The organism is Chroococcidiopsis sp. [FACHB-1243], assembly GCF_014696895.1.
Classification (GTDB): domain Bacteria; phylum Cyanobacteriota; class Cyanobacteriia; order Cyanobacteriales; family Chroococcidiopsidaceae; genus Chroococcidiopsis.
The window spans coordinates 91,584-116,981 of the sequence record NZ_JACJQX010000003.1; the positions used below are offsets into that span (position 1 = coordinate 91,584).

30 protein-coding genes and 1 pseudogene are annotated in these 25,398 nt (G+C 45.6%); 20 read left to right on the forward strand and 11 right to left on the reverse strand.

All coding sequences use genetic code 11. The annotated features are described in order from the left end of the window. The first annotated feature begins 75 nt into the window (after nucleotides 1–75). Together H6G17_RS03065 and ylqF are read left to right on the forward strand one after the other, a co-directional pair. On the forward strand, nucleotides 76–474 hold the full coding sequence (locus H6G17_RS03065; RefSeq protein ID WP_192154035.1) for a universal stress protein: 399 nt from the start codon (nucleotides 76–78) through the stop codon (nucleotides 472–474). Nucleotides 475–593: 119 nt separating this feature from the next. Further along, a complete protein-coding gene (gene ylqF, locus H6G17_RS03070) occupies nucleotides 594–1,451 on the forward strand; it encodes a ribosome biogenesis GTPase YlqF (protein WP_192154037.1) in 858 nt (285 codons plus the stop codon). A gap of 97 nt (nucleotides 1,452–1,548) precedes the next feature. On the opposite strand, the gene H6G17_RS03075 is transcribed toward ylqF, so the two are convergent. Next, the gene (locus tag H6G17_RS03075) at nucleotides 1,549–1,680 is read right to left on the reverse strand and encodes a photosystem II reaction center protein Ycf12 (RefSeq protein WP_199316430.1); all 132 of its coding nucleotides are present in this window, start codon (nucleotides 1,678–1,680) and stop codon (nucleotides 1,549–1,551) included. 231 nt (nucleotides 1,681–1,911) lie between these two features. Between H6G17_RS03075 and H6G17_RS03080 the strand changes: the two genes are divergently transcribed. The 10 genes from H6G17_RS03080 to H6G17_RS03125 all read left to right on the forward strand — a co-directional run bounded on the left by H6G17_RS03080 (nucleotide 1,912) and on the right by H6G17_RS03125 (nucleotide 11,332). Beyond that, nucleotides 1,912–2,265 carry a YkgJ family cysteine cluster protein gene (locus tag H6G17_RS03080; protein WP_192154039.1) on the forward strand — a complete coding sequence of 118 codons (354 nt, stop codon included), beginning with the start codon at nucleotides 1,912–1,914 and terminating at the stop codon, nucleotides 2,263–2,265. Nucleotides 2,266–2,450: 185 nt separating this feature from the next. Then, nucleotides 2,451–2,885 (forward strand): TMEM165/GDT1 family protein, encoded by a 435-nt coding sequence (locus tag H6G17_RS03085; protein WP_192154041.1) that lies wholly within the window; start codon nucleotides 2,451–2,453, stop codon nucleotides 2,883–2,885. Nucleotides 2,886–3,047: 162 nt separating this feature from the next. Beyond that, on the forward strand, nucleotides 3,048–3,350 hold the full coding sequence (locus tag H6G17_RS03090) for a TMEM165/GDT1 family protein (protein WP_039715780.1): 303 nt from the start codon (nucleotides 3,048–3,050) through the stop codon (nucleotides 3,348–3,350). A gap of 155 nt (nucleotides 3,351–3,505) precedes the next feature. Beyond that, a complete protein-coding gene (locus H6G17_RS03095) occupies nucleotides 3,506–4,702 on the forward strand; it encodes a Coenzyme F420 hydrogenase/dehydrogenase, beta subunit C-terminal domain (protein ID WP_192154043.1) in 1,197 nt (398 codons plus the stop codon). Nucleotides 4,703–4,929: 227 nt separating this feature from the next. After that, entirely contained in the window at nucleotides 4,930–5,646 is a 717-nt protein-coding gene (locus H6G17_RS03100; RefSeq protein WP_192154045.1) for a sigma-70 family RNA polymerase sigma factor, read from the forward strand. Continuing rightward, complete coding sequence (locus H6G17_RS03105; RefSeq protein WP_192154047.1) at nucleotides 5,582–6,574, forward strand: DUF1822 family protein; 993 nt, start codon at nucleotides 5,582–5,584, stop codon at nucleotides 6,572–6,574. Before H6G17_RS03100 ends, H6G17_RS03105 begins: the two co-directional genes overlap by 65 nt. Nucleotides 6,575–6,640: 66 nt before the next feature. Then, complete coding sequence (locus H6G17_RS03110) at nucleotides 6,641–9,019, forward strand: CHASE2 domain-containing protein (protein ID WP_192154049.1); 2,379 nt, start codon at nucleotides 6,641–6,643, stop codon at nucleotides 9,017–9,019. A gap of 9 nt (nucleotides 9,020–9,028) precedes the next feature. Continuing rightward, nucleotides 9,029–9,814, forward strand: coding sequence for a DUF928 domain-containing protein (locus H6G17_RS03115; protein WP_192154052.1), 786 nt, complete (start codon nucleotides 9,029–9,031; stop codon nucleotides 9,812–9,814). 118 nt (nucleotides 9,815–9,932) lie between these two features. Continuing rightward, nucleotides 9,933–10,454 carry a MarR family transcriptional regulator gene (locus tag H6G17_RS03120; RefSeq protein ID WP_192154054.1) on the forward strand — a complete coding sequence of 174 codons (522 nt, stop codon included), beginning with the start codon at nucleotides 9,933–9,935 and terminating at the stop codon, nucleotides 10,452–10,454. Continuing rightward, nucleotides 10,451–11,332, forward strand: a complete 882-nt coding sequence (locus H6G17_RS03125; protein WP_192154056.1) for a DMT family transporter — start codon at nucleotides 10,451–10,453, stop codon at nucleotides 11,330–11,332. Before H6G17_RS03120 ends, H6G17_RS03125 begins: the two co-directional genes overlap by 4 nt. Here H6G17_RS03125 and H6G17_RS33865 read toward each other — a convergent pair. Beyond that, complete coding sequence (locus tag H6G17_RS33865; protein WP_277875919.1) at nucleotides 11,319–11,447, reverse strand: hypothetical protein; 129 nt, start codon at nucleotides 11,445–11,447, stop codon at nucleotides 11,319–11,321. The two genes, H6G17_RS03125 and H6G17_RS33865, sit on opposite strands and share 14 nt — an antisense overlap. A 24-nt stretch (nucleotides 11,448–11,471) precedes the next feature. Here H6G17_RS33865 and H6G17_RS03130 point away from each other — a divergent pair, with 24 nt between their 5' ends. Next, nucleotides 11,472–12,269, forward strand: a complete 798-nt coding sequence (locus H6G17_RS03130; protein ID WP_192154058.1) for a PhzF family phenazine biosynthesis protein — start codon at nucleotides 11,472–11,474, stop codon at nucleotides 12,267–12,269. A 124-nt stretch (nucleotides 12,270–12,393) separates the two neighbouring features. Here H6G17_RS03130 and hypA read toward each other — a convergent pair whose 3' ends face one another. The 5 genes and pseudogenes from hypA to rpmB all read right to left on the reverse strand — a co-directional run bounded on the left by hypA (nucleotide 12,394) and on the right by rpmB (nucleotide 15,985). Further along, complete coding sequence (gene hypA, locus H6G17_RS03135) at nucleotides 12,394–12,735, reverse strand: hydrogenase maturation nickel metallochaperone HypA (protein ID WP_192154059.1); 342 nt, start codon at nucleotides 12,733–12,735, stop codon at nucleotides 12,394–12,396. Further along, nucleotides 12,717–13,196, reverse strand: coding sequence for a hydrogenase maturation protease (locus H6G17_RS03140; RefSeq protein WP_192154061.1), 480 nt, complete (start codon nucleotides 13,194–13,196; stop codon nucleotides 12,717–12,719). The genes hypA and H6G17_RS03140 overlap by 19 nt, the downstream gene beginning before the upstream one ends. An 81-nt stretch (nucleotides 13,197–13,277) precedes the next feature. Further along, a pseudogene (locus H6G17_RS34500) lies at nucleotides 13,278–14,729 on the reverse strand (Ni/Fe hydrogenase subunit alpha). Nucleotides 14,730–14,895: 166 nt separating this feature from the next. After that, nucleotides 14,896–15,441, reverse strand: coding sequence for an oxidoreductase (locus H6G17_RS03150; protein WP_192154063.1), 546 nt, complete (start codon nucleotides 15,439–15,441; stop codon nucleotides 14,896–14,898). A 307-nt stretch (nucleotides 15,442–15,748) separates the two neighbouring features. Next, entirely contained in the window at nucleotides 15,749–15,985 is a 237-nt protein-coding gene (gene rpmB, locus H6G17_RS03155; RefSeq protein WP_192154065.1) for a 50S ribosomal protein L28, read from the reverse strand. A 101-nt stretch (nucleotides 15,986–16,086) separates the two neighbouring features. On the opposite strand from rpmB, the gene H6G17_RS03160 reads away from it, so the two are divergent. Next, nucleotides 16,087–17,442 (forward strand): inorganic phosphate transporter, encoded by a 1,356-nt coding sequence (locus tag H6G17_RS03160; RefSeq protein ID WP_192154067.1) that lies wholly within the window; start codon nucleotides 16,087–16,089, stop codon nucleotides 17,440–17,442. Here H6G17_RS03160 and H6G17_RS03165 read toward each other — a convergent pair. Further along, nucleotides 17,405–18,421 carry a hypothetical protein gene (locus H6G17_RS03165; RefSeq protein WP_192154069.1) on the reverse strand — a complete coding sequence of 339 codons (1,017 nt, stop codon included), beginning with the start codon at nucleotides 18,419–18,421 and terminating at the stop codon, nucleotides 17,405–17,407. The genes H6G17_RS03160 and H6G17_RS03165 overlap by 38 nt on opposite strands. 213 nt (nucleotides 18,422–18,634) lie before the next feature. After that, nucleotides 18,635–19,690, reverse strand: coding sequence for a tRNA (adenosine(37)-N6)-threonylcarbamoyltransferase complex transferase subunit TsaD (gene tsaD, locus H6G17_RS03170; protein WP_192154298.1), 1,056 nt, complete (start codon nucleotides 19,688–19,690; stop codon nucleotides 18,635–18,637). A 352-nt stretch (nucleotides 19,691–20,042) separates the two neighbouring features. On the opposite strand from tsaD, the gene H6G17_RS03175 reads away from it, so the two are divergent. The 4 genes from H6G17_RS03175 (at nucleotide 20,043) to H6G17_RS03190 (ending at nucleotide 21,990) form a co-directional block, all read left to right on the forward strand. Next, nucleotides 20,043–20,546 (forward strand): Photosystem I reaction center subunit III, encoded by a 504-nt coding sequence (locus H6G17_RS03175; RefSeq protein ID WP_192154071.1) that lies wholly within the window; start codon nucleotides 20,043–20,045, stop codon nucleotides 20,544–20,546. 40 nt (nucleotides 20,547–20,586) lie between these two features. Next, the gene (locus tag H6G17_RS03180; protein ID WP_132866728.1) at nucleotides 20,587–20,721 is read left to right on the forward strand and encodes a Photosystem I reaction center subunit IX; all 135 of its coding nucleotides are present in this window, start codon (nucleotides 20,587–20,589) and stop codon (nucleotides 20,719–20,721) included. Between the two features lie 219 nt (nucleotides 20,722–20,940). Further along, nucleotides 20,941–21,096: a photosystem I reaction centre subunit IX / PsaJ gene (locus tag H6G17_RS03185; protein WP_015153889.1), complete on the forward strand. Its 156-nt coding sequence runs from the start codon at nucleotides 20,941–20,943 to the stop codon at nucleotides 21,094–21,096. Nucleotides 21,097–21,456: 360 nt separating this feature from the next. Beyond that, nucleotides 21,457–21,990 carry a photosystem I reaction center subunit XI gene (locus H6G17_RS03190; RefSeq protein WP_192154073.1) on the forward strand — a complete coding sequence of 178 codons (534 nt, stop codon included), beginning with the start codon at nucleotides 21,457–21,459 and terminating at the stop codon, nucleotides 21,988–21,990. Between the two features lie 71 nt (nucleotides 21,991–22,061). On the opposite strand, the gene gmk is transcribed toward H6G17_RS03190, so the two are convergent. After that, nucleotides 22,062–22,676, reverse strand: a complete 615-nt coding sequence (gene gmk, locus H6G17_RS03195; RefSeq protein WP_192154075.1) for a guanylate kinase — start codon at nucleotides 22,674–22,676, stop codon at nucleotides 22,062–22,064. A gap of 66 nt (nucleotides 22,677–22,742) precedes the next feature. Continuing rightward, on the reverse strand, nucleotides 22,743–23,006 hold the full coding sequence (locus H6G17_RS03200; protein ID WP_015153886.1) for a DUF370 domain-containing protein: 264 nt from the start codon (nucleotides 23,004–23,006) through the stop codon (nucleotides 22,743–22,745). Nucleotides 23,007–23,345: 339 nt separating this feature from the next. Between H6G17_RS03200 and H6G17_RS03205 the strand changes: the two genes are divergently transcribed. Together H6G17_RS03205 and H6G17_RS03210 are read left to right on the forward strand one after the other, a co-directional pair. Beyond that, entirely contained in the window at nucleotides 23,346–25,088 is a 1,743-nt protein-coding gene (locus H6G17_RS03205; protein ID WP_192154077.1) for an NFACT RNA binding domain-containing protein, read from the forward strand. 12 nt (nucleotides 25,089–25,100) lie between these two features. Continuing rightward, on the forward strand, nucleotides 25,101–25,370 hold the full coding sequence (locus tag H6G17_RS03210; RefSeq protein WP_192154079.1) for a hypothetical protein: 270 nt from the start codon (nucleotides 25,101–25,103) through the stop codon (nucleotides 25,368–25,370). Nucleotides 25,371–25,398: the final 28 nt, after the last annotated feature.

The window sequence follows — 25,398 nt, forward strand, 5'->3', positions numbered from 1 at the left end:
ATTGCCTTTTTGGTTTAGTCCATCATTTAGCGCCGTCCACATTTTACCGAAGCATGGGTATCGGAGTTACCACAAATGTTTAAGACTGTTCTGTTTCCGATCGATCGCAGCCGCGAGACACAAGAAGCCGTAGGAGTCGTAGTTGAAATCGTGCAAAAGTATGGTAGTCGTCTAATACTGCTATCGGTAGTAGAGGCATCAGAAGATGCTGGCGAGGGCATGGAATCGCCTGATGTCGTAGCCAGACTTCTCGAAGATGCTCAGTCTGTCTTCAAGCAGCAAGGCATTCAAACAGAGGCGATCGAGCGACAGGGCAAACCAGCATTTGCGATCTGTGATGTAGCCGACGAAGTTAGTGCCAACTTAATTGTCATGGGTTGCCGAGGACTAGGATTAACAGAAGAAGGAGTCACCGAAAGCGTCACCAACCGCGTAATTAATTTATCTCCCTGTCCGGTTTTAGTTGTCCCTTAATGAGGGAGCCGAGAGCGAGGAGTGAGGGGGACAAGGGGGACAAGGAGGACAAGGAAGCAATTCCAGCCAACTACCAACTACCAACTACCAACTACCCATTCACAAATGACCAATGACAAATGACAAACGAAATTCAATGGTATCCAGGTCACATTGCCAAAGCAGAAAGAGCGCTTGCCGAACAACTGAAGTTGGTTGATGTGGTATTGGAGGTACGGGACGCACGGATTCCACTAGCGACCCACCATCCGCGCGTGCCAGAGTGGGTAGGCAATAAAACACGAGTATTAATCCTCAACCGCGTCGATACAATTCCGCCTGCGGTGCGGCAGTTGTGGCAGCAGTGGTTTAAGACACGGGGAGAAACAGTTTACTTTACCAATGCTAAAGATGGTAACGGTGTAGGACAAGTATTGCAGGTAGCGCAAAGAGCAGGTGATGAGATTAATCAACGCCGCAAAAATCGCGGCTTGTTAGCCCGTCCCGTGCGGGCAGCGGCGATTGGATTTCCCAACGTGGGTAAGTCAGCACTGATCAATCGGCTGTTGAAGCGGCGGATTGTCGTCAGTGAGGCTCGTCCTGGGGTAACGCGCCAGTTGCGCTGGGTCAGAATTTCCGATCGCGTCGAATTGTTAGATGCACCTGGGGTAATTCCGACTAAGCTAGAAGACCAAGCAGCAGCAATTAAGTTAGCTATCTGCGATGATATTGGTGATGCTGCCTACGATTCTTACCAAGTGGCTGTGATCTTTATCGATTTGCTGCAAGATTTAATGGCAACTGCTCCCGAACTCATGCCTGACAATCCCCTATCTCGCTACAAAATCGATTCGTTGGGCATGACAGGAGAAGAATTTGTCTATGAGTTATCGGCAAAACGCGATCGCGGTGACTTGGAACGCACGGCGAGACAGATACTGATAGATTTTCGCAAAGGAGTTTTGGGGACAGTTCCCTTAGAGTTACCACCGAATTAATTTTTGTAACTTTTCTTTTCATCCAAATAAACCAAAAGAGGGAAAATAGCTCAAAGCTACTCCCTCCCTTATCCATTGATGGTATCTCGTATGAGTTTTAGAGATCGCCGTTGCGAAAGGCAAGGACAAAAATAACTGCTGGACCAGCTATCATAATCAGGGCAACGCTTACTAGTTGAAACAGAGTTTCCCACTGAAAACTACCGATTGCATCAAAAATTCCAGACATAAGATTTATCTCTCCTCCCAGCTTGTCTATTGAACGTCGATTTCTTACATAAAAATCCGCACCTTATTTTACCTAGAGGAGAATTACCGGATTTAATTAACTTAACAAATCTATAACAAACCACAAATAAACCCTTGTTGCTCTCATTTTAGTGATGGGGTAACTAAAATCGCTAAGCTTTAGTAGTAGGAACGCGATCGTCATCCAATCTGAATATTATGGCGACTTGAAATGGCAACTTGGAAATGTGTAAAGCAGTGTGGCGCTTGCTGTCATCTCGACCCAGAAGAACGTCCAGATATAGCAGAGTATTTGACACCAGAAGAGTTAGTACTCTATCTCAGCATGGTAGGAGAAGGTGGTTGGTGCATTCACTACGACCACTTAAAGCGAGAATGCAAAATCTATCCCAACCGTCCTCGCTTTTGCCGAGTCGAGCCAGAAATATTCTTAGATATGTACGGCATCGAGCCGGAAGAAGTCAACGATTTTGCGATCGAGTGCTGCGAGCAACAGATTTCCGGCGTTTATGGCGATCGCAGCCTGGAAATGGTGCGATTTCAGCGGGAAGTTGGCAATTGGTAGTTGTTAGTTGTTGGTTGTTTTTCTCCCTCAGCAACCTTGCGCAACCTTGCGCATCATAAGCTCTCTTCTCCCCTGCTCCCTGCTCCCTACCCCCTACTCCCTCACATACGGGGGTTGCCTTTTGTCATAATTTGGCAGAAAATGAAAGGAATATGAAAAACGTCGCGTCTTGAACTGAGTTGCCCGTGAAACTGGAATCTGCACCCCCTCAGCAATCTAGCTTGTCTGACCAAATAACAGCACTGGAGAAACAGGTTTTGGAAACACACAGCCAACCTGTTGTCAGTATTAGCGATTGCCCTCCACAACAGCAAAAACAACAGCCAAAGAAAACACAGCAGTCTTGGTGGGCAATATACGCCTCGACATTTTTAACAATATTCTTGGCAGAATGCGGCGATAAGACCCAACTTTCCACGCTCTTGATGAGTGCAGAGTCTCAATCACCCTGGATTGTCTTCGTAGGTGCAGCCGCAGCGTTAATTACGACCAGTTTACTAGGCGTACTTTTGGGTCAGTGGTTAGCAAAACACCTATCACCTAGAAAGTTAGAAATTGCCGCAGGGACGAGTTTACTACTAATCGCGATCGCCTTAGTAGGGGATATTTTACTCTCGTAGAGATCCCCCCTAGCCCCCCTTAAAAAGGGGGAACAATAGACAAATTTCCCTTTTAAAGGCGATATAGAAGCAGCTGAGGAAGCAATTCCAAGTCACAAGTCACAATTCATTCCGAATTCCGAATTCCGAATTCTCCTCACACACCCCTCACCCCTCAACTTCATGGACTGGAAACTACTAGGAATCACTTTTGTCACTGTATTTCTCTCAGAATTGGGAGACAAAAGCCAACTAGCAGCGATCGCTCTCAGTGGTGGTTGTAAATCTCCAAGGGCTGTCTTTTTCGGCACGGCTAGCGCTTTGGTATTGACAAGTTTGCTGGGAGTTTTAGCAGGTGCGGGTGCAGCCCAGTTGTTACCCGTAAAATTCGTCAAGGCGATCGCGGCTGTGGGTTTTGCCGTTCTTGCAATTCGGTTATTATGCTTTGGAGACAATTCTCAAGAAACTGAGGAAACTACGATCTAAAAGGTGCAAATTCTACCTGTTGTCAAATCAAGTATTAAATGCACTCTCTTGGTTTCAAGGTAGTGCGTTAATTAACGTACCTACTCGCAATTGTGAAATTCACGGCTGAAAGCGGTATTGTGTGAACAGGTATAAAAAACAAAGTTTTATGACTTATGACCGCCGTTCATCCCAATCATAAGAAAGCCAAAGCCCTCAAATCAGGAAGCCGCCGCCCAGCTAAAGAACTTTGTAGCGAGTGCGGCTTGTGCGACACATATTACATTCACTATGTCAAGGAAGCCTGTGCCTTTTTAAATCAGCAATTTGACCAATTAGAAACTCAAACGCACGATCGCAGCCGTAATTTAGACAATCCAGACGAACTTTACTTCGGCGTGCATCAATCGATGACAGCGGCGCGGAAAAAAGAACCGATTCCAGGGGCGCAGTGGACGGGTATTGTTAGTACCATTGCGATCGAAATGCTAAATCGCGGCATTGTCGAAGGCGTAGTCTGCGTCCAGAATACCAGAGAAGACCGCTTTCAACCGATGCCAATTATTGCCCGTACCCCAGAGGAAATTTTAGCCGCACGGGTAAATAAACCTACGCTGTCGCCTAACCTATCGGTGCTAGAACAAATAGAACAGTCAGGCATGAAACGGCTGTTAGTAATTGGTGTCGGTTGTCAAATTCAAGCATTGCGGGCAGTAGAAAAACAACTTGACTTAGAAAAGCTTTACGTTTTAGGAACTCCCTGCGTGGATAACGTTACCCGTGCGGGATTGCAAAAATTCTTAGAAACGACTAGTAAATCGCCCGATACGGTAGTACATTACGAATTCATGCAAGATTTCCGCGTTCACTTCAAGCATGAAGATGGTTCGGTGGAAACAGTACCTTTCTTTGGTTTAAAGACAAACCAACTCAAGGATGTATTTGCACCTTCTTGCATGAGTTGTTTTGATTATGTCAATTCCCTTGCCGATTTGGTTGTCGGTTACATGGGTGCTACCTTCGGTTGGCAGTGGATTGTTGTCCGTAACGATCGCGGTCGCGAAATGCTGGATTTGGTGCAAGATAAATTAGAGCTACAACCAGTCATATCGCAGGGCGATCGCCATCAAGCGGTACAGCAGAGTATACCTGCTTACGATAAAGCGGTGACTCTGCCCATGTGGGCGGCGAAGTTAATGGGTGTGGCGATCGAAAGAATTGGTCCGAAAGGGTTGGAATATGCACGATTCTCGATTGATTCTCACTTTACACGGAATTATCTGTACGTGAAGCGGAATTATTTAGAGAAGTTGGCAGCGCATGTCCCGGAGTTTGCTAAGCGGATCGTGGGGCAGTATAAGTTGCCGGATTGATGTCGCGCAAAGGCGCTTACGTCTTTGCGTGACATTTTTCTTGTTTTACTTACATAACTTAATAAAACTCGCCTGCATAATTTTTTTCCGTACCCCTGATAAGTAAATAGCGGAGGAAACACGCTATGTCTAGGAGGTGAGACAACAAGCAACGCGGTAGTGTTTCAGAGGATTTTTCCTCGAAAATAAACATACCCCTGCTGGAGAGACAAATCAAAAATACTGTTATGGAAGAATTTGAGGTGAGTCTGCGTCAATTGGTCGTAGAAACTTGTCAGCAGAAGATCGGTAGTCTCGATCGCCAGCGAGGTTTAACTAGAATTGTCCGCTCGATTGCCAAGTCTGGCAAGCTGTGGAAAGAAAATACTCCCGATTACGAGGATGCCTTACAACAAACCTGGCTGTATTTCTGCCGTAACCTGTGTGAAGCTACGACAGGCGATCGCTACGATCCCAGTCGTAGTAGTGTCACGACTTGGTTAAATGCATATCTGCGGCGACGGCTGCAAGACCTATACCTGCAAAGAAAGACTACCAATCACTCGACAATTAGACAAGTCTATTCTGTTGACGAGGTAGGGAAAGACACGATTGAAGCCTTGGAAGCTGCGCCCGATGTCCCACCAATTTTGGAAACGACACGAAAGTGGATTCAAACCGATCCTGATGGTGACCTCCGCCGTACTTACATCCAAGGTTATCCAGAGGTGAATTGCCAAGTTTTATTGTTACAAAGGCTGCCACCAGAGACAAGCTGGGAAGATTTGGCAGCGCAATACAAGCTGTCCGTTTCGACACTGAGTAGTTTCTATCGGCGACAATGCCTACCACGATTGCGTAAATTCGGCGAATCGCAAGGGTATTTAGAGGATACCTATCATGAATTATCAAGCACGAGAAAACGATCGCTCCCTTCCGTTACCAATTACTCAAGCCGCGAATAGCATTGCTTGGCAGTTTAGCCAGCAGCAGCCAACGTCACAAAAAGCAGAGCAAGTGCGACTGAATACCTTAGCTGTGTGTGCCGTCCGTGATTATTTAGAAATGATGGGCGTTCCGGTGAATTGGAGTGGGTGCGATAGTTGGAATTCTTTCATGCGTGCGTGTGTGGATACAGCAGACTTGGAGGTATTGGGTTTGGGTCGCCTAGAATGTCGGGCGATCGCCACTGATGCTTCTACCTGTTACGTGCCACCGGAGGTTTGGGAAGATCGGATCGGTTATGTTGTTGTGCGTTTGGATGAAGTAGAAAAACAGGTCGATATTCTGGGTTTTGTCCAGCAAGTTACCCAGGAGCAGTTGACCGTTAACCAGTTGCGATCGCCGGAAGATCTATTGTCCCACTTGCAAGACTTGAGCGCGATAACTTCGTTAAGCTTCGCTAACGCGAATCCTCCTACGAGTATGGTTAACTTGAGACAGTGGTTCCAAAATACGTTTGAACCAGGCTGGCAAACTGTCGTCTCGCTGTTAAATCCTGCCGAACACAATTTAATCTTTAGCTTTCGTAAAACAGAAGAACTGAATACAAATGAAGTGGATCGCCCTGAAAATTTTGTCAGACGGGCAAAGTTAATTGACTTAGGGATGCAGCTAGCAGGTCATGCAGTCGCTTTGGTCATGGAACTGCGTCCTGCATCAGAGCAGAAAACCGATCTGATCGTACAAGTGCATCCGACGGGGAGAGAGACGTTTTTACCGCCGTCGCTACAGCTAATCGTTTTGGATGAATCTGGTTCAGTTTTCTTGGAAGCTAAAGCCAGACGCGCCGATAATTACATTCAATTGCAATTTAGCGGTACTACCGGAGAAAGATTTAGCGTTAAAGTAGCTCTGGGGGATGTTGGCATCACGGAACACTTTATTATTTGAGTTACAACTTACGACTTACAACTTACGACTTACAACTTAAAATGACGTGCCTACAGGTGATAGATCGTGGGTAAGTTAGTTGTCCTGAAGTTTGGCGAAGGTAGCTTTGAGCAGGGATTTCCTGTCACGCTGCAAATTAGTGAGGATGGCGATCGCCCCGCTGTAGAACTTGCTGGCAGATTACCATCCCAGCCGGAAATTCCGCAACTCTACAGAAAATGGCAATCGGCTTACTACAGCTTGGGTTTGCGATCGCGTCTAGAAGCCGCTGCTGTCCAAATTACGAATGTTTGTGTTTTAGAAGACTGTTATAATGCCGCAGAATCCCTCAGCCGCAGTCTAAACAATTGGCTTTCCTCTCCATCATTTCTTGCTTTAAGGGATAAGTTTTTAGAAAAATTAATGCCTGCGGATGCAATTCGAGTTATTTTGCAAACTGAAGATTTACTATTACAGCGACTACCCTGGCATCGCTGCGATCTCTTCGCTCGCTATCCTCAAGCAGAAATTGCCCTGAGTACCCCCGCTTACGAAGAAATTGCGCTGAAAACGACATCCTCTCGCACTCAAATCAGAATTTTAGCGATTTTAGGTAGTAGTGCCGGAATTGACATTCAAGCAGACCGTAACCTGCTCGAAACCTTGCCAGGAGCAGATGTCAAGTTTTTGGTTGAGCCGTCACGTCAAGAGTTAGACCGTCAGTTATGGTCTACCCAAGGATGGGATATTTTATTTTTTGCCGGACATAGTGCCAGTCAAACAACTGCCTCACAGAATGAAGTTACAGGCAGAATTTATTTAAATCAAACGGAAAGTTTAACTATTGCCGATCTCAAACACGCTTTACAAACTGCGGTAGAAAATGGTTTGAGCGTAGCCATTTTTAACTCTTGCGATGGCTTGGGTTTGGCGCGGGATTTGGCAAGTCTACACATTCCCCAAGTAGTATTCATGCGCGAACCCGTACCGGATCGCGTGGCGCAAGAATTTTTGAAGAGTTTTCTCCAGGCTTTTGCTGGGGGAAAGTCTCTCTATTTGTCGGTACGAGAGGCAAGGGAAAGACTCCAGGGATGGGAAAGCGAATATCCTGCTGCTAGCTGGCTACCAGTCATTTATCAAAATCTTGCCGAAATTCCTCCAACTTGGCAACAGTGGATGCAACGTCTACGTCCACCACGACAACGGCTTTCTCTGCGGCGCGTCTGCTTCACCAGCACCATTGTCACGGCGGCGGTGGTAGGAATGCGGTTATTAGGATTATTCCAACCTATAGAATTGCAGGCTTTCGACCAATTGATGCGGCTGCGTCCTATAGAAAAAGCCGATCCGCGTCTGTTAATTGTGACGGTGACTGAGGAAGATTTGCAGCTGCCAGAACAGAAACAGAGAAAAGGATCTCTGTCAGATTTGGCATTGGAAAAACTGTTGCAAAAACTCGAACAACTACATCCGCAAGTTATCGGTTTAGATATCTATCGCGATTTTCCAGTCGAGAAATTACCAAGTCTGAAGTCAAGGCTCCAAAAAAGCGATCGCCTTTTTGCAATCTGTAAAGTCAGCGATCCAGAATTCGATCCGCGTGGCGTTCAACCCCCGCCAGAAGTTGCACCAGAAAGGGTAGGTTTTAGCGATGTCATTGCCGATCCAGATGATAACATCGTGCGCCGCCATTTGCTCAATTTCGATCCGCCACTGACATCCCGTTGTAGTGCTAATACCGCGTTCAGTTTTCAACTCGCCCATCAATATTTGGCAGCTAAAGGAATTGAAACTCGATTCACACCCAATGGTAACTTGCAACTCGGTAATGTCGTTTTTCCGCGTTTGCAACCTTTCCATACGGGCGGCTATCAAAGAATCGATACTAAAGGCTATCAATTGTTACTCAATTACCGTCCCTTTGACTCTGTAGACGATATTGCCGTAGCAGTGACGCTAGGAGATATACTGAGCGATCGCATTCCGCCCAATCTTGCCCGTACCCTCAAAGACAGGATTGTACTGATCGGTCTAGCGGCTCCTAGTACTGGTGATGCGTGGTCTACTCCCTACAGCATCGGTAGACAGGGGCTACAAAAACAAATTCCAGGTATTTATTTACAAGCTCAGATGGTGAGTCAACTCCTCAGTGCTGTTTTGGACGGACGGACACCACTGTGGGTTTTGCCTCTCTGGGGTGAAATTGCTTGGATTTGGGCTTGGTCGTTGGTGGGAGGAGTTGTTGTTTGGTGCTGGCGTTCTCCCATGCGATTGGGACTGAGTGTTTGCTTGACAATTGCAGCTCTATATGGGTCGAGTTGGATATTACTACTTCAAGGTGGCTGGCTGCCTTTAGTCCCTGCGGCTTTGGCTTTAGTCGTGACGGGAGGCAGAATTGCGGTCGTCAAGCGTTCTTTGCCCGATAGCAGCAATCTACCGCTCAAACCTACACTAAAGATAGATTGAGGTGAGATAATGCCCAAGCTTGCAGCCACAGCAGCGATCGCCCTAACATTGCTCGTACCCACAGCAGCGATCGCCATCCACAATAACAGTCAAAATCACACTCATCAGCAAGTCAGCGCTCAACCCCGTTACACGCCGCCGCCCTTTCCTACCTCTGGCACTCCCACCGGACGGACTAGAGGCGCAGCCGGACGAGGAGGAGACTGCGGCTTCAAGCTGCCGCTAACGGCGCTAGCACCTGCCGTAGAAAAGACTGTAGGCAAGGGTAAAGCAACGTATGTTTGGGGACAGACGATCGCCGAGTATCCTACTTTCTGGTTTTACATTCCTGCTGCCAACCCTTCACTCCGTTCTGTAGAATTCGTCCTACAAGACGATCGCGATAACGATGTCTATCGTTCTGCTGTCGAACTGCCAGCTAAACCAGGCATCATCGGCGTGCGTTTACCATCTACCCAACCGCCACTTAAGCTCAATCAGAACTATCACTGGTTTTTGAAAACAGAAATAGCAGCCAGTTGCGATCGCCAAAACTTCACTACTGTTAAAGATTCCGTCGAAGGATGGGTACAGCGCGTATTGCCAACCGCCACAATGCGATCGCAACTCAAAACAGCCACACCCGAACAACGACTCGATCTCTACGCTCAACAAGGCTTATGGTACGATGCGATCGCCACCATAGCCGAACAGCGCTTACAGCAGCCAGAAAATGCCGCTCTCAAGGCAAATTGGCACGGGCTTTTACAATCTGCCAATTTGAGCGATCTGATATCTCAGCCGCTTTTGCCATAGGACAGTGAGAAGTAGGGGCGCACGGCTGTGCGCCCCTACTATTTTGCTTCTCTTTACAATTTAAAAATATGTATAATGCATACATAAAACAAATAGATTCTCGTAGTGCAAATGTTCTATGGATGACGAAAGAACGTCAAATCTCTTGGGTGCGCTTGCACTCAGCGTTATGGATGCCTTTAATGCGGTTGTTGCAGCCAATGCTGGATATGGTGGCGAAACCCCAGCTGCTCTGGTGACGTTAGGTGCAGACCCTGGAGTGTCAATTAATCAGCTACGGCAAATTCTGAATCTCTCGCATCCTGGAACCGTGCGCCTGATCGATCGCTTAGAAAAGGAGGGTCTTGTCGAGCGGCGATCGGGGGCAGATGGTCGAACGCTGGCTTTGTTTCTTACAGATGCGGGGTCTGAACGACGGAAAGCCATTTTGTCAGAGCGACGACAACAATTGCAAATTGCCATTAACTCTTTAACGCCGAACGAGCGCCAGCAATTGACCGCACTTTTAGAAAAAATGCTGGCAGCCATGACGACGAACGAGCTACAAGCCTTTACTATCTGCCGCTTGTGTGAAGAGGAAGTCTGCCCAGGCGATCGCTGTCCAGTCGAACAAAAATACTGTCAAATACTAAAACAATGAAAACAGTAATCCTTGCTCTAAGCTACGCCTTTTGCTGGGGAGTTGGATTGACACTGACGAAAATTGCCCTTGCAGAGATTACGGCAACAACTCTACTGATTATTCAACTGATTGCCAGCGTTACATTTCTTGCCACAGTGTGTTACTTCAAAGAGCGTCAACTGCCATTCACATGGAGTCATCTCAAACAAGGCTTTGCAGGGATTTTTGAACCTGCTTTAGCATATATGATTGGAACCTTTGGCGTAAAGATGACAACTGCCAGCAACGCCACATTAATTGGTTCATCCGAGGTAATTCTTACCATTTTGTTAGCAGCAGTTTTCTTAGGTGAAAAACTCACGCGAGTCAAATTACTCCTCGCTGGCATTAGTTTTCTTGGAATGTCTCTGTTAATTTTGAAAGACTCTCAGGGTGCAGACCGTGCCTCACTTGTCGGCGATCTACTCGTACTGCTCGGTACGGTCTTCGCAGTATTCTATGTTCTCCTGAGTAAGAAGCAGATTGCAACAGCAAATCCTTTACAGCTCACCGCATCGCAGCAGATGGTTGGTTTGCTTGTAACTGTATCGTGTTTTAGCGTACTATCAATTCTCAATTCGAGCTATGAAGTGAGCGCAGCAGGTATTTCACTACAATTTTGGTTACTTGCAGTTATTTCGGGCATCATGCAATATGCTTTAGCGTTCTTACTCTATTTGATTGCGTTGCAGAATGTGGCTGTAAGTCAAGCTGCGTTTTACGTTGCCCTCATTCCCATTTTTGGTGTAGCAAGTGCAATTTTGGCGCTCGGCGAGCAACCCAGCTTTACACAGTGGGTTGGAGGGGTATTAATCGTTGCGTCGTCCTATCTTGCAAACAAACTCAAAACTGTGTAAAGAAAACCACGAGTAGTGCAACTAGCCTAGTACAAAAATGAAAAGAAATCAGTCCCAGCCGTGCGATCGCCTCTTGCCATCCCAACCATAAAATGAGCAGTGTATCCTCTGCCACGTACCACTCACCACGCTCTTAAATATGGGACAAGAAATTTTTCAGGTCGATGCTTTTACAAATAAACCTTTTGCAGGTAATCCTGCTGCTGTATGCGTTCTGCCGCGATCGAGAGATGACGCTTGGATGCAAAACGTCGCCAAGGAGATGAATTTATCGGAGACGGCTTTCTTACTCCGGCAAGACGATGGTAGTTACAATCTGCGGTGGTTTACCCCTGCTACAGAAGTTCCTCTGTGCGGTCATGCTACCCTAGCTAGCGCTCATGTGCTGTGGGAACAGGGTTATTTGCAGCCAGAGGAAACAGCTCGATTTCATACTCTCAGTGACTTGCTGACGGCAAAACGGATAGGAGAATGGATCGAATTAGACTTCCCAATGCAAGTTCCTGCTGCATCGGAAATACCTGCCGATTTGATGAAAGCTTTGGGAACCAAACCCAAGTACGTAGGTGAGACGAATAGAAATTATTTGGTGGAATTAGATTCGGAGGAGATTGTCAGAAATCTTCAGCCAGATTTTAGTTTACTGAAAACTTTGCCCGTACAAGGCGTAATCGTCACCAGCCAAGGGACAAACTCAGAGTATGATTTTGTCTCTCGCTACTTTGCGCCTAATGTCGGAATCGATGAAGATCCGGTGACGGGTTCGGCGCATTGTTGCCTTGCACCCTACTGGCGCGATCGCTTAGGGAAAGATAATTTTCTCGCCTATCAAGCTTCTGCTAGAGGTGGGGTAATTAAAGTTAGTTGTCAAGGCGATCGCGTTTTATTGGGAGGACTAGCTGTTCTCGTTTTACGGGGTGAATTGGTTGATGGTTGAGCGATGGTAATTTGCGATCGCAGTTCTCGATTGCGTGCGTGACGTTTGTAGGGGCGCACGGCTGTGCGCCCCTACAGATCGGCTGTTTTACCTAATTGAAGATCGCCATGAAGACAGCGATCGACTAGGAAACTTCTAAAAATGCCAGTTCAAACTCTTTACCCTGTCGTACCTCACAATATGGTTGATGGCATTCGGGACATTCGTAGAGTAAATCGGTGGGATGAAATTCAGTAGTGCAATTGGGGCAATAACAGACGACTGGTACGGACTCCACCTGAAGTCTGGCATCTTCAGCTATTGTCTCCTTTTTCACCACATCAAACGCCAATTGTAAGGATTCTGGTACTACCCCAGATGCCTCACCAACTCGCATTTGCAACAGGCGAATATGGCTTGCACCTTCATGTTTTGCACGTTCTACAGCAGTTTCGAGAACGTTTTGCATCATTCCAACTTCGTGCATAATTCTACCTTGCCTAATTGAATTAATTGTTTAATTTGTTTTAAGGCTGTCTGCATACCTCGTTCAGCAATGGGTGAAAGGCGATCGCCTAATTCAAAGTTCGTTCCTGGTATCGTTACCCACCAAGCATTCGGAACCCGATTGTAAAGCGCGTACGTCAGGGCTAGTAGCGATCGCGGATCGCCTGTATGTCCGCCGATCGCAGTAGAATTGGTAGATGCGATCGCTTGTAGTCGCACGTCTTCGCAGACACTTGCAAAACAGGCATCAATAAAAATTGCTAGGTCGGCTGTTGCCAAAAATGTAGCTAGTTCGGGTGTGAGTTGATGAACGCACAGCGATGTGACATCAGGTAATTCCTCAGAGGCGATCGCATTAGCTACTTTCTGCCCCACAGCATCATCACTACGTAAGTCGTTACCATAGCCAATTAATAAAATAGTTTTTGAGTTATTGCTCATGTTATTCTAGCTAGCTCTATCTTGAAGCTATGAGGAAACATTGAGGAAATTGTGAGGTATGGCAAATTCACCTAAAAACTTCTAATCCCGCCAAACTTCATTAACAACACTTCCATCTGTTCCTACTAATTGAACGTGCAATGGCATTTGTCCAGCTGCATGAGTCGAGCAACTCAAGCAAGGGTCAAAAGCCCGAATTCCAGCTTCAACACGATTCAACATTCCTTCAGGAATTTCTGCACCATGAATAAAATGTCGGGCAATTTGAGCCACCGTGCGGTTCATTGCGAGATTATTTTGCCCCGTCGCAATAATCAAATTTATCTTCTGCATTAAGCCGTTTTCATCAACTTTGTAGTGATGAAATAAAGTCCCCCGTGGTGCTTCACTACAGCCAACTCCTTCTAGCTGGTTAATTCCAGCTTCGGCACGGATTTTAGGAGATAACACCTGTGGATCGTCAAGCAACAATTCAATTTGCTCGATTGATGCCAAAATTTCAATCAGTCGGGCGTAATGGTAAAAAAAGGATGAGAGTACAGTCCCACCACCGCGATCGCGAAATTCGCTTAATTCTCGATCTGCGATCGCAGTGCCAATATGAGTACAAATATTTAATCGTGCTAAAGGTCAAACTCGATAAATCCCACTATCTAAACGACAGCGATCTTTTTGGTCGGGATATCCTAAAGGGCGATAATAGGGGAACTTGAGATAAGTATAAGATTCAACTGCCTCACCAATAAATTCTTGATAGCGAGTCGGATCGAGTTTGTCTGCAATAATATTACCAGCGCTATCGACAAACCGAATATATCCGTCGTAGTTTTCCCACAAACCATCAGATGTGACCAAACCCATAAATAAACTGGGAAAATTACCAAAAGTTTGAGCTTCCCTTTCATAGTCCTGAAGCAAGCGCTTAAACCTGTCTAGCGCATCTAATATTGTGGTTTTAGCTTCTGGAATGCGGCTTTGAATCTGCGTGCGTCCTGCTTGAGATAATGGTTCTCTCACGCCACCTGGAATTGCCCACGATGGATGAATCTTGCGCCCCCCTAATATTTCAATAATTTCTTGTCCGAATTGCCGCAGTCGAATTCCACCTCTGGCTAACTCTGGTTGAGCGGCAATTAACCCAAAAACGTTGCGCTTTTGAGGATCGCTATCCATGCCTAATAGTAAATCTGGGGCGCTGAGATGGAAAAAACTCAAAGCATGGGATTGGATAATTTGCCCTAAATTCATCAACCGACGCAATTTAGTAGCAGCGGCGGGAATAGTGACAGAAAGAATGCGATCGCCTGCTTTAGCAGAAGCTAGCAAGTGACTCACTGGGCAAATTCCACAAATCCGCGCCGTAATTCCTGGCATTTCCCACAAAGGACGACCTTCACAGAATTTCTCAAAGCCGCGAAATTCTGTGACGTGGAACCGAGCATCAGTCACTTGTCCGGCATCATCTAAGTAGATGGTAATTTTAGCGTGACCTTCAATTCGCGTGACTGGATCGATAACAATTCGCTGGGACATAGAATACTGCTCTTTTCGCGATGATTTTTTTGTAGAGACTCGATCCCCCAACCCCCTTAGAAAGAAGGCTTTGAATTTCTCACTTTTTCAGGGAAATTAGGGAGGTAAGGAGGCTGCCAGTTCCCCCCTTAAAAAGGGGGGCTAGGGGGGATCGAGATCTCAGCTTCTAACCAAACTTGATAAACTCGCGCCCTTCTAAATGCGGTTTTTCTCCACGTAGTAGCGATTCCAATACAGCTCGAATCCGCGCCGCTGGAGGCGGACAACCGGGTAAGTAAATGTCAACGGGTACTACTGTATGTACTGGCGTGACTCGATCTAACAAAGGCGGGACAATACCCGGTTCTTGGGGGATCTGTCCGCGCACATCTGCGATTTCAATGTAACAGCGTTGTAAGACTGGTTCGGCACTACCTAATGGATTGCGTAAAGCTGTCACGTTACCAGTTACAGCACAATCACCAAACGAGATCAGGAGTTGCGATCGCTCTCTTACTGTTTTAATCGTTTGCAAGTGATCTTCATTGGCGATCGCTCCTTCTACCAATACCACATCTACCCCTTCTGGATATTCTTTGGTATCCATAAAGGGACTGTAAACTAAATCTGCCCCAGCCGCTAGCTCGATCAGCCATTCGTCTAAGTCAAGAAATGACATGTGACAGCCCGAACAGCCGCCTAACCAAACTGTTGCTAGTTTTAAACGAGTCATTGTTTACTGACTCCCTTGCTCATAAAGAACTACAGGGGATAGTTGCCATACAGTTATGGTTATAAACAAATAACTTGAGGAAATTATGAGGGAGGAGGCGAGAATTTCCTAGAGAAGATAGAGAATTACTGGCTCAAGCAGGTATTGGCTGCGAACAAAGTAACGCCTAGCTGAGATGAATTCAGCCTATGAAGAGGAAGGCGAAAAGAGACTGCAAATAATTCTACTTTGTAGAGCCGCAAAATTTCACGGCTCTAGAAAATTAACCATTAAACCTAGTATGGTCAATAGAAAGTACCATCAAATCTTAATAATGGTTGAGGTTGATTCCGGCTTCTTTAGCCATTACTGATAAGCCTTTGAAGTTGAGAGTTTTGATTGCTTTAGTCGAAAGCTTCAGTCTCACCCAGCGATTACCTTCTTCCCACCAAACCCGTTTCCACTGCAAGTTGGCTTCTTGCACTTTTTTAGTCCGGCGGTGAGAGTGGGAAATGGCATAACCATTGTTTGCCTTTCTGCCTGTGAGCATACATTTACGGGACATAAGGATCTCCAGATCTTCGCGTTTGGGTATCTTGCACAATCTATCATTGTACCCGTAATTTTCCTGGGAGGATATGATGGCTGTGTTGAGAGCGAATAAGCATGATTCTTTTTTTAGTTGCGCTCCTATCCTTCTACGTTGCTTGGAACTTAGGCGCAAATGATGTTGCTAATGCAATGGGAACCTCTGTCGGCTCTAAAGCTGTGACTTTGCGTCAAGCATTAGTCATTGCAGGGACTCTAGAATTTACAGGTGCGGTGCTGTTTGGACATGAAGTTTCAGAAACTCTAGCAACCAAAATTTTCAATCCTGCCCTATTCATTTCTCAGCCAGAAGTATTGTTAGTAGGCATGATATCAGTTCTACTAGCTGGGGGAGTGTGGTTGCAAATTGCGACATCACAGGGCTTACCCGTGTCCTCTTCTCATGCAATTGTAGGAGCGATCGCGGGTTTTAGTGCTTGCGCGATCGGATGGGAAGCAATAGACTGGGCATCAATCGGTAAAATCACTTTTGCCTGGGTGATTACGCCGATAGTCAGCGGTGCGATCGCCTCTGCATTCTACAGTCAGGTAAGACACTGGATTTTGACTCAACCCGATCCTCTCAAACAGCTAGACGAGTGGATTCCTTGGTTAAGTGTGGCATTGATAAGTATTTTTGGTGTTATCGTCCTACCTACTGTCAGTCATCCAATATATACTTTGCTAACTCAACATTGGGGTTTACAACTTCCAGCCCGCGATTTACCTTTAGGGCTAGGAGCGATCGCATCTGTATCTCTAACTTTCTATGGTTGGAGACAACTAGCAAAGTCAAAAGTTCAAAGTCAAAATTCAAAAATCATTCCGACTCCCGACTCCTTTGTACGGTCGGGTTTTGAGCCAAAATCTATTGACGTAAGCCGTGAATCTTTTGCTAAACCCGCCCCTGCGACTCCCGACTCCCTTGTAGAAAAACAACTGGCACGCTTCCAATTATTGAGTGCTTGTTTCGTTGCTTTCGCACACGGTTCTAACGATGTTGGGAATGCGATCGCACCCTTGGCAGCAATCTCTTATATTATTCGTACTGCTAGTGTCCCTATAGATGGCATCGCAATTCCGTTATGGATTCTCGTACTTGGCGGTGCTGGTATTGTTGCAGGTTTAGCTGTTTGGGGTAAAAAAGTCATCGCCACCATCGGCGAGGGAATTATTCCCTTACAACCCAGTGGCGGCTTCTGTGCTGAATTAGCCACGGCAACAACTATTTTACTGGCTTCACGCCTGGGTTTACCCGTTTCTACATCCCATGCTCTAGTTGGTGGTGTGGTGGGAGTTGGTTTAGTCAGAAATTGGCAAACAATTCAGTTCCAAACTGTGCGAGGAATTGCCGCAGCTTGGATAATTACAGTGCCGATAAGTGCAGTTTTGGGTGCTAGCATCTTTGCGATTGCACGTCTAATCTTCCTCTAGTTGAAAGCTTGTCAGCAACTTTGTGCGCGACACAGTGTTTGTGAGCGTAAACTGTGCGATCGCCAATTTGACACTGTTGAATCCAATCCCAACCTAGTCTTACCATCGGACGGTGGCAAATACCGCAGACGTATTTATCAATCGTATCTAGTTCTGCACCAATTAAATATTGTTGTGCTTCAGGAAAAATTCCCGACTCTTTTAAAAATTCACAAATAACGCGATATGGATCTACTCGACACCACCAACTGGCGACATGATACATCTCAAAGCCTAGTTTTTCTAGATACTTTTCATTCCCTAAAGTTTTGCTGTGTCCTCCATTCAGAAAATGTTGTTCGCCAGCAACTTCTAAGCCTAATAATCTAACTTGGTTGCTGTTATGACTCGCTACCCACAGTTGGTCTAAAATATATGGGATAGAAGATTGATAACTAGAACTCGGTACGATAAATTGAGGAGAAATTAGTTTAATTGCTTTATAAAACTTGGCATAATTATACATAAAATTAGAGAAATTAGCTTTGTTAGACCAAATTCCTAATGCCTTACCATGCATAATTTCATGCATAGCAGAATAAGCTTCATACTGCCCGTAGCAAAACTGTTTGGTAGTTAAAAATTTCTCTGGAACTTGATAGCCTCTTTGTTTGGCAACGCGAAATGCTTGAGAGGAGTTCAATTGCTGAAAATACTTCTCTTTCGATACGGGAATTGTTGTACCGTTGGAACTGATATAATACCAGCCCGTTCTTAAAGCTTGCATCAGCAAATCGCGATCGCCAATTTCTTGATACAGTTGCTCGACATACTCGTAGCAAGGTTTATTGTGAGTTGGTAAGTCAAAAACAAGTTTAGTTTTCGGCGCACCCAGCATGATATCTGAGTTTTTCAGAGTTAATTTTGTTAGTTTTTCTAATTGTGAAATATAGTCGTGAATTCTAATTGCACTCTTAATTTCTTGCACATCTAGAGACATATAAATATTACTAATAAATTTCCCATGTATAAAACCATACTGGAATTTACTGATGATGTCTAACCTTCTCCAGGTATATTTATGAAAACTTTATTCAAATTACAAAAATAGTAAAGAATTAGCGTATAAATACAGAGAATGTAGGGAATAACAACGGGTAATTGGTGATGGGTAATTAGTAATTACTCCCTCAGTTCTCTTCTCCTCTGCTCCCTACTCCCTGCTTCCTGCTCCCTGATAAAGCTGCATCACATCTTTCAGAGATAAACGCGACTGCACGCCCAAAGTTAAAGGTGAGGTATGCCCTCGGTTAAGATGGTCGGCAGCAGCACAACCAATCATGGCAGCGTTATCAGTACAGAGCTTTAAAGGCGGAAATAACACGCGCAGATTATGACTGGCTGCTGCTACTTGCAGGTATTTTCTGAGGCTGCTGTTGGCTGCAACTCCGCCACCTACAGCGATAGTTTCTAAGCCATAGTCACGAGCGCAAGCGATCGCCCGTTTAGTTAGCGATCGCGCTACTGTTTCCTGAAAACTTGCCGCTACATCTGCCACTGGTACAGCACCATTCTGCTCTAGTTGCCGTACCAATCGCAGTACTGCTGTTTTCAAGCCGCTAAAACTCGAATCATAGGGATGATAACCACCCTGCGATCGAGAAATATTTCCCTCTGGCAAGGAAAAAGCTTGAGCATTACCTGTCTGTGCCAATTTGTCAATGATGGGACCGCCAGGATATCCCAATTGCAAGAGCCGTGCAACTTTATCAAAGGCTTCTCCAGCCGCATCATCGCGGGTTTCACCTAATGTCTCGTACACGCCGCAATCTTTAACGTAGATCGAGCTAGTGTGTCCGCCAGAAACTAACAAGCACAAAAATGGCGGTTGCAAACTCGGTTCGCTCAAGTAGTTAGCGTAAATATGCCCTTCTAAGTGATGTACGCCCAAAAAGGGCTTTTGATGGATTAATGCTAAAGTTTTCGCTGCTGTGATGCCCACCATCAAAGCACCAACCAACCCAGGCGCACAAGTCGCTGCAATCCCATCCAGATCTTGCCAGTTCATTTCAGCTTGCTCTAAAGCTAGGGCGATCGCCTGATTGATAATTTCTAAATGCTGGCGCGAAGCAACCTCTGGTACAACTCCCCCATACTGACTGTGTACTAGGATCTGGGAGTTAACAATACTGCTACAAACTTGATGATTCTTAACAATCGCCACCGCAGTTTCATCACAACTTGTTTCTATCGCTAAAACTGTAGACATTGTCGGAGGGTGTGGGGTGTGGGGTGTGGGGTGTGGGGTGTGGGGTGTGGGGTGTGGGGTGTGGGGTGTGGGGTGTGGAGAATTAATTGCGAAAAGGCGCGAATTGCGAATTGTGAATTGCTCGCTCAGCTCTCTTCTCTCCCTCAGCTCCCTCAGCATCATAAGCTCCCTCAGCTCTCTTTCCCCCTGCTCCCTACTCCCTATATTAAGTAGCTTAAACTTTGATTTGCTCTAACTTTACTAGGATCGCACGCGAGAGTATGATTGCTTCCAAGTGCGTGCAAACATACTGTACAAACTGATTCATTTTGTAAAATAAACTTTTTGTTTTGTAACAAAAGGAAATAATTCCATGCGTCGATTGTTTGCGCTGATTTTAGTTATCGGTGGACTGTGGTTTACATTGGCTCCACCAGCTCAAGCACAGCAAGCTAGTTTAGTACGTTGCAGCGACTCTCCTGCATTTGTTCAACGGGCAAAAGCAGCCCGCGATACGACTGCCGATCCGCAATCCGGCGAAAAGCGGTTTGAGCGCTACGCTCAAGCCATGTGCGGTCCTGAAGGTTTACCTCACTTGATTGTTGATGGTAATCTCAGTCGTGCTGGCGATTTTTTAATTCCTAGCATTATGTTTCTCTACATTGCCGGTCAGATTGGGTGGGCGGGACGTGCCTATCTGCAAGCTATTCAGAAAAAGTATGCTGGTGCAACTGAAATTAAAGAGGTCGTTCTTGACGTTCCTTTGGCATTTCAGAGCATGGTGTCAGCGTTTGCTTGGCCCCTAGCCGCCGTGAAAGAGTTGCTCTCAGGCGAACTCACCGCTAAAGACGAAGAAATCCCCATTTCTCCGCGCTAATTGAACGTTACTTTGTTTGAAATACTTGGGAGAGCTACAAATGCAACAAAAATATTTTCTGCAATATCTTTCTCTAGCACCAGTTTTGCTATTTGCATGGCTGGCTGAAACAGCTGTGTGGTTGATCGTGTTTAACTACTTCTTCCCCGATCTTCTCTTCCACCCTATGCCATAAGTAGGGGTGCTTGAGCTAGAGGTGAGGGGATAGAGCGGAGAGAATTGCGATCGTTGCTACTCTTTTTTCGTTCTGTTCTCTACCCTCTGGTTCTTAACAGCCTGACGGTCAATCGACCAAGCGAATGATGGCGGTTTGAAACTCGCAAATTACTATCAATTTAGTGCATAGCGCGTTTCATACTTGAAAAATCATTGACTGGTCGGGAGACCAAAATTCATGCAAAAACAGAACGAGAACGAACAAAAACACTATCTTCAGAGGTATCTTTCCTTAGCTCCGGTGCTGGCTGTGGTTGCTGTCTCGGTGGCTTTCACGACTTGGGCAATTTTTAACTACTTTTTTCCTGACTTACTTTTTCACCCAATGCCGTAAGCTAAGACTAATTAGTTCCTCACATCTAGCTAGAGTCTGAAATTTAAGCATGTAGCGCTACACGTAATAAGATCTAGAGATAGCCCAATATTATAGATTTTAATATTGAGTACTGAAATTATAATTCCAGCCTAAGCGACGCGCGATTGGTAGGTTTTACCTAGAAAAAATAGTTTTGCACAACGCAAAAAGAAGTATTTTTGCACAACACAAACAGAGTGAGAACTCGCGTGTTTGCTGCTTGCTATATGGCGGCGATCGCTAAATTAATTTTTTTTAACTTCTCTGTCTAAATTGATATTTGGCTACAATTATTCACCTAAAATGATGCCACGACCTTATTGATATCATACGGAGAATATGGCGCAAGCAATAGATGCATCTAAAAATAGACCCGGCGATCCTAGAAATCAAGAAGTTGTCTTTCCTGGTGGGCGCGATCCTCAGAATAGTAACTTAGAAACACCAGTAAATTCTTCCGGCTTGGTGAAGTGGTTTATTAATAACTTACCCGCCTATCGCCCAGGTATTACCGACATGCGGCGGGGTTTGGAAGTTGGGATGGCACATGGCTATTGGGTACTCGGACCCTTTACTAAGCTAGGTCCGTTACGCGATACAGATGTTGCCAACATTGCTGGATTGATCGGTACTTTAGGTATGGTGGCAATCATGACTGCTACTATGGCTTTGTATTCTGCTAGCAATCCACCTCAGCCTGTTGCTACGACTACCACTGGTGGTCAAGTTCCTTCTACTTTCAAATCACCAGAAAGCTGGAACAACTATATTAGTGGCTTCTTGATTGGAGGCGTTGGTGGCGCGGTGTTTGCCTACTTCGTGCTGACAAATATAGCTATCATCAAGAACGTTTTTGGTGGGCTATTTTCATAACGTAGTTTGGTAATGGGTAATAGGTAGTTGCTGTTTGTCAATTACCTATTACCCATTACTAATTTAATTTGTTAATATTTCCTAGAATCGGGAAATAAAATAGCTTCTATTTCTTGCAGTGCCGCTTCTCGATTATCGTTGATGACTTTGTAATCGAATTCACCAGCAGCATTAATTTCGGCTTGAGCGCGGCGCAGACGACGAGCGATCGCCTCTTCTGAATCTTGACCGCGACTGCGCAAGCGTTGCTCTAGTTCTTCCATTGAAGGTGGTAAGATAAAGATGCGTAGCACTTCAGGAAAAGAAGCGCGGATTTGTCTTGCTCCTTCTAATTCAATTTCTAAGATGGCAGTTTTTCCCTCGCCGATCTTTTCTGCCACTGGTTGACGAGGAGTGCCGTAGCAATTACCTGCAAATTCAGCCCATTCTAGTAATTCACCGCGATCGACCATTTGTCGAAATTCTTCACGGCTCACGAAGTAATAATGTTTGCTGTGAATTTCACCAGGGCGAGGGCTGCGCGTCGTGACTGAAATTGACAGGTAAAGCTGGGGGTGACGCTGCAAAAGCAATTGCATGAGCGTACCTTTGCCTACGCCACTAGGACCTGTGAGTACGATCAACCGACCAGCCTTCGAGCCTGGAATTACGGTAGGAGAAATTTGAGTAGGCAAACCTGTCGTCATCCGCGTTCCCAATTTTGTAGTGAAAAAAACGAAATGGTTTATTTCACATACTACTGCTTCTCCAGCTCAATTGTCTCCATGATGGTCGCGACCGATCACAAATCGATTCGCCACTGTTTCCGGTTGGATTGCTGAGAGAATCACATGGCTGGAATCAGTTACGATCACAGCCCGCGTCCGCCGACCGTAGGTCGCATCGATTAGCTGTCCTCGATCCCGTGCGTCAGTAATGATACGCTTGATAGGTGCGGATTCTGGACTGACAATGGCAACGACTCGGTTAGCAGATACAATGTTGCCAAAACCGATGTTGATTAACTGAATGTCCATGATAAATTGACGCAAAAAATGCGGCGCGAGAGGCAAATAAATATCTACTTTTCATGGTATCTATAAAAATTTGGAGTTACAAGGCTAAAATCACCCAAAAACCAGGCTTTTTATTTAGTTCGAGCGCATTTTTATCCAATATCTATCTTTAGATATCCTTCAAAAGACAGAGAAAAGAAAAATTAGTTATTAGTTATCAGTTATCAGTTATCGGTAATCTGACTTCTGACACCTGTACGGGCGAGTTTACCAATAGTCTTTGACTCTGACCAGGATTTCTGGTGAACCCGCCCCTACAATTTTTGACTTCTGTTCATCCCTTACCCCTAGATCCCTCAATTGCAACCAGTTGACTTCACGACACTTACTGCTGCTTGTAGCGAGTTGAGTAAAGATTGGATTCCAGCTCGTTTGGAACAGGTTTATCAACGCGATCGCTACACGATTTTGCTAGCGCTACGGACACTCGATCGGCGTGGATGGCTAGAAATATCTTGGCATCCCCAAGCAGCCCACATTTGCATCGGTACTCCACCACCACGACAACCAGATACTTTTACTTTTAGCCAACAATTACTGCACCAACTTAATGGTTTAGCTCTCATTTCTTGTAGTCCCGTCGTACCTTGGGAACGAGTTGTCGATTTACAGTTTGCCCGTCGTCCAGGGGAACCCGTACTTTGGCACGTATACGTGGAAATTATAGGCAAATATAGTAATGTCGTCCTGACAAATGTAGCAAACGAGATTACTACAGCTGCACATCAAGTCAGTCCCCAGAAATCGAGCGTGCGTCCAATTCAGACTGGGCAAAGTTACGAACTACCACCTGCACTGACGGGAACAGCTCCAGCTTTAGATGAGCCGTTTTCGCGCTGGCAAGAACGGGTAAGCCTCGTACCGTCGGCTTTAAAACGCTGTTTGCTCAAAAGCTATCGCGGTATCAGTCCTACTTTAATAGAGGCGATCGCCCAAGCAGCTGATTTAGATCCAGAGCAATCTACAGATAGCTTGACAGCAGAAGATTGGCAGCAGCTATTTCATTACTGGCAAGCGTGGCTGCAAACATTAGCAACAGCCCAATTTTTTCCTGGTTGGACGGCAACGGGATACACGGTTTTAAAATGGAATGCCATTCAGCCTGTAGCAAGCGTTCAAGAGTTACTTAACCAATATTATACAAATCAACTCAATAGACAAGAATTCAGCCAACTCCAATATCAGTTAAGTCAAAAAATTCAGAGCCTATTGGCAAAATTACAGCAAAAGATCGATAGCTTTAAAGCACGTTTGCAGCAATCCGATCGCGCCGATAGCTATCGCCAACAAGCAGACTTGTTGATGGCTCACCTCCAAGAATGGCTGCCAGGGATGAAGTCAATTACGCTAGCAGACTTTGAAACGGGAGAGCCAATAGCGATCGCCCTCAATCCCGAAAAAAATGCGATTCAGAATGCCCAAGGTTTATACAAGCAAGCGGGTAAACTCAAACGAGCAAGAGGTGCAGTAGAACCGCTACTAGCCGAGGTAGAACAGGAACGCGATTATCTAGAGCAAGTCGAAGCCGCAGTTGCTCAAGTCGATCGGTATCAATCTACAGAAGACTTGGAAGCTTTAAAAGAAATTCGCGAGGAGTTAATCCAACAGAAATATCTCAAAGCACCAGATTACGGACGGCGAAATGCAAATGAAGATTCCAGCGTTAATTTTCATCGCTATTCTACTCCCAGTGGCTTTGAACTGCTCGTCGGACGCAACAACCGCCAAAACGACCAATTGACTTTTCGCGTTGCCGGAGATTACGATCTGTGGTTTCATGCTCAAGAAATTCCTGGCAGTCACGTTTTGATGCGGGTTACACCTGGGGCTGCACCAGAGGAAGCAGACTTACAGTTTGCAGCTGACTTTGCTGCCTACTACAGCCGCGCCCGTCAAAGCGATCGCGTCCCAGTTGTATATACAGAGCCAAAATACGTCTACAAGCCGAAGGGGGCAAAGCCTGGAATTGCGATTTACAAACAAGAGCAGGTAATTTGGGGGCAACCCTTGCAAGCAGAGCAATATCTGCAACAATCGAACTAGTTACACGCACGGATGTTGAAGTCTGATGCCGCTCGCAGAAGTAAAAATTTACTCCTCTCCACTCAGGGCATGGCGATCGAACTTAGCAATTACTTCAAATTATTGCCTTGCAACATCTACCTTCTGGCTCAGTTAAGTCAAGAATTTGTGAATTTTGTTAAAAAAGTCTGTGTTTCTCGTTACAATATCAGTTGGGAGGAAAAGCTTTTGCCCGCTGTAGCGATGGGAACGCACAGTTTTGGTATTCCTCGATATCGTAGCCGACAACGTAATATAAATTGACTGGACTAGCTATGGGAAGCTGGTCTTT

Excerpts from the sequence above, each read along its gene's own strand:
- H6G17_RS03065 (WP_192154035.1), top strand. The coding sequence starts at position 76 with ATGTTTAAGACTGTTCTGTTTCCGATCGATCGCAGCCGCGAGACACAA.
- ylqF (WP_192154037.1), top strand. The coding sequence starts at position 594 with ATGACAAACGAAATTCAATGGTATCCAGGTCACATTGCCAAAGCAGAA.
- H6G17_RS03075 (WP_199316430.1), bottom strand. The coding sequence starts at position 1,680 with ATGTCTGGAATTTTTGATGCAATCGGTAGTTTTCAGTGGGAAACTCTG.
- H6G17_RS03080 (WP_192154039.1), top strand. The coding sequence starts at position 1,912 with ATGGCAACTTGGAAATGTGTAAAGCAGTGTGGCGCTTGCTGTCATCTC.
- H6G17_RS03090 (WP_039715780.1), top strand. The coding sequence starts at position 3,048 with ATGGACTGGAAACTACTAGGAATCACTTTTGTCACTGTATTTCTCTCA.
- H6G17_RS03095 (WP_192154043.1), top strand. The coding sequence starts at position 3,506 with ATGACCGCCGTTCATCCCAATCATAAGAAAGCCAAAGCCCTCAAATCA.
- H6G17_RS03100 (WP_192154045.1), top strand. The coding sequence starts at position 4,930 with ATGGAAGAATTTGAGGTGAGTCTGCGTCAATTGGTCGTAGAAACTTGT.
- H6G17_RS03105 (WP_192154047.1), top strand. The coding sequence starts at position 5,582 with ATGAATTATCAAGCACGAGAAAACGATCGCTCCCTTCCGTTACCAATT.
- H6G17_RS03115 (WP_192154052.1), top strand. The coding sequence starts at position 9,029 with ATGCCCAAGCTTGCAGCCACAGCAGCGATCGCCCTAACATTGCTCGTA.
- H6G17_RS03120 (WP_192154054.1), top strand. The coding sequence starts at position 9,933 with ATGGATGACGAAAGAACGTCAAATCTCTTGGGTGCGCTTGCACTCAGC.
- H6G17_RS03125 (WP_192154056.1), top strand. The coding sequence starts at position 10,451 with ATGAAAACAGTAATCCTTGCTCTAAGCTACGCCTTTTGCTGGGGAGTT.
- H6G17_RS03130 (WP_192154058.1), top strand. The coding sequence starts at position 11,472 with ATGGGACAAGAAATTTTTCAGGTCGATGCTTTTACAAATAAACCTTTT.
- hypA (WP_192154059.1), bottom strand. The coding sequence starts at position 12,735 with ATGCACGAAGTTGGAATGATGCAAAACGTTCTCGAAACTGCTGTAGAA.
- H6G17_RS03140 (WP_192154061.1), bottom strand. The coding sequence starts at position 13,196 with ATGAGCAATAACTCAAAAACTATTTTATTAATTGGCTATGGTAACGAC.
- H6G17_RS03150 (WP_192154063.1), bottom strand. The coding sequence starts at position 15,441 with ATGACTCGTTTAAAACTAGCAACAGTTTGGTTAGGCGGCTGTTCGGGC.
- rpmB (WP_192154065.1), bottom strand. The coding sequence starts at position 15,985 with ATGTCCCGTAAATGTATGCTCACAGGCAGAAAGGCAAACAATGGTTAT.
- H6G17_RS03160 (WP_192154067.1), top strand. The coding sequence starts at position 16,087 with ATGATTCTTTTTTTAGTTGCGCTCCTATCCTTCTACGTTGCTTGGAAC.
- H6G17_RS03165 (WP_192154069.1), bottom strand. The coding sequence starts at position 18,421 with ATGTCTCTAGATGTGCAAGAAATTAAGAGTGCAATTAGAATTCACGAC.
- tsaD (WP_192154298.1), bottom strand. The coding sequence starts at position 19,690 with ATGTCTACAGTTTTAGCGATAGAAACAAGTTGTGATGAAACTGCGGTG.
- H6G17_RS03175 (WP_192154071.1), top strand. The coding sequence starts at position 20,043 with ATGCGTCGATTGTTTGCGCTGATTTTAGTTATCGGTGGACTGTGGTTT.
- H6G17_RS03180 (WP_132866728.1), top strand. The coding sequence starts at position 20,587 with ATGCAACAAAAATATTTTCTGCAATATCTTTCTCTAGCACCAGTTTTG.
- H6G17_RS03185 (WP_015153889.1), top strand. The coding sequence starts at position 20,941 with ATGCAAAAACAGAACGAGAACGAACAAAAACACTATCTTCAGAGGTAT.
- H6G17_RS03190 (WP_192154073.1), top strand. The coding sequence starts at position 21,457 with ATGGCGCAAGCAATAGATGCATCTAAAAATAGACCCGGCGATCCTAGA.
- gmk (WP_192154075.1), bottom strand. The coding sequence starts at position 22,676 with ATGACGACAGGTTTGCCTACTCAAATTTCTCCTACCGTAATTCCAGGC.
- H6G17_RS03200 (WP_015153886.1), bottom strand. The coding sequence starts at position 23,006 with ATGGACATTCAGTTAATCAACATCGGTTTTGGCAACATTGTATCTGCT.
- H6G17_RS03210 (WP_192154079.1), top strand. The coding sequence starts at position 25,101 with ATGTTGAAGTCTGATGCCGCTCGCAGAAGTAAAAATTTACTCCTCTCC.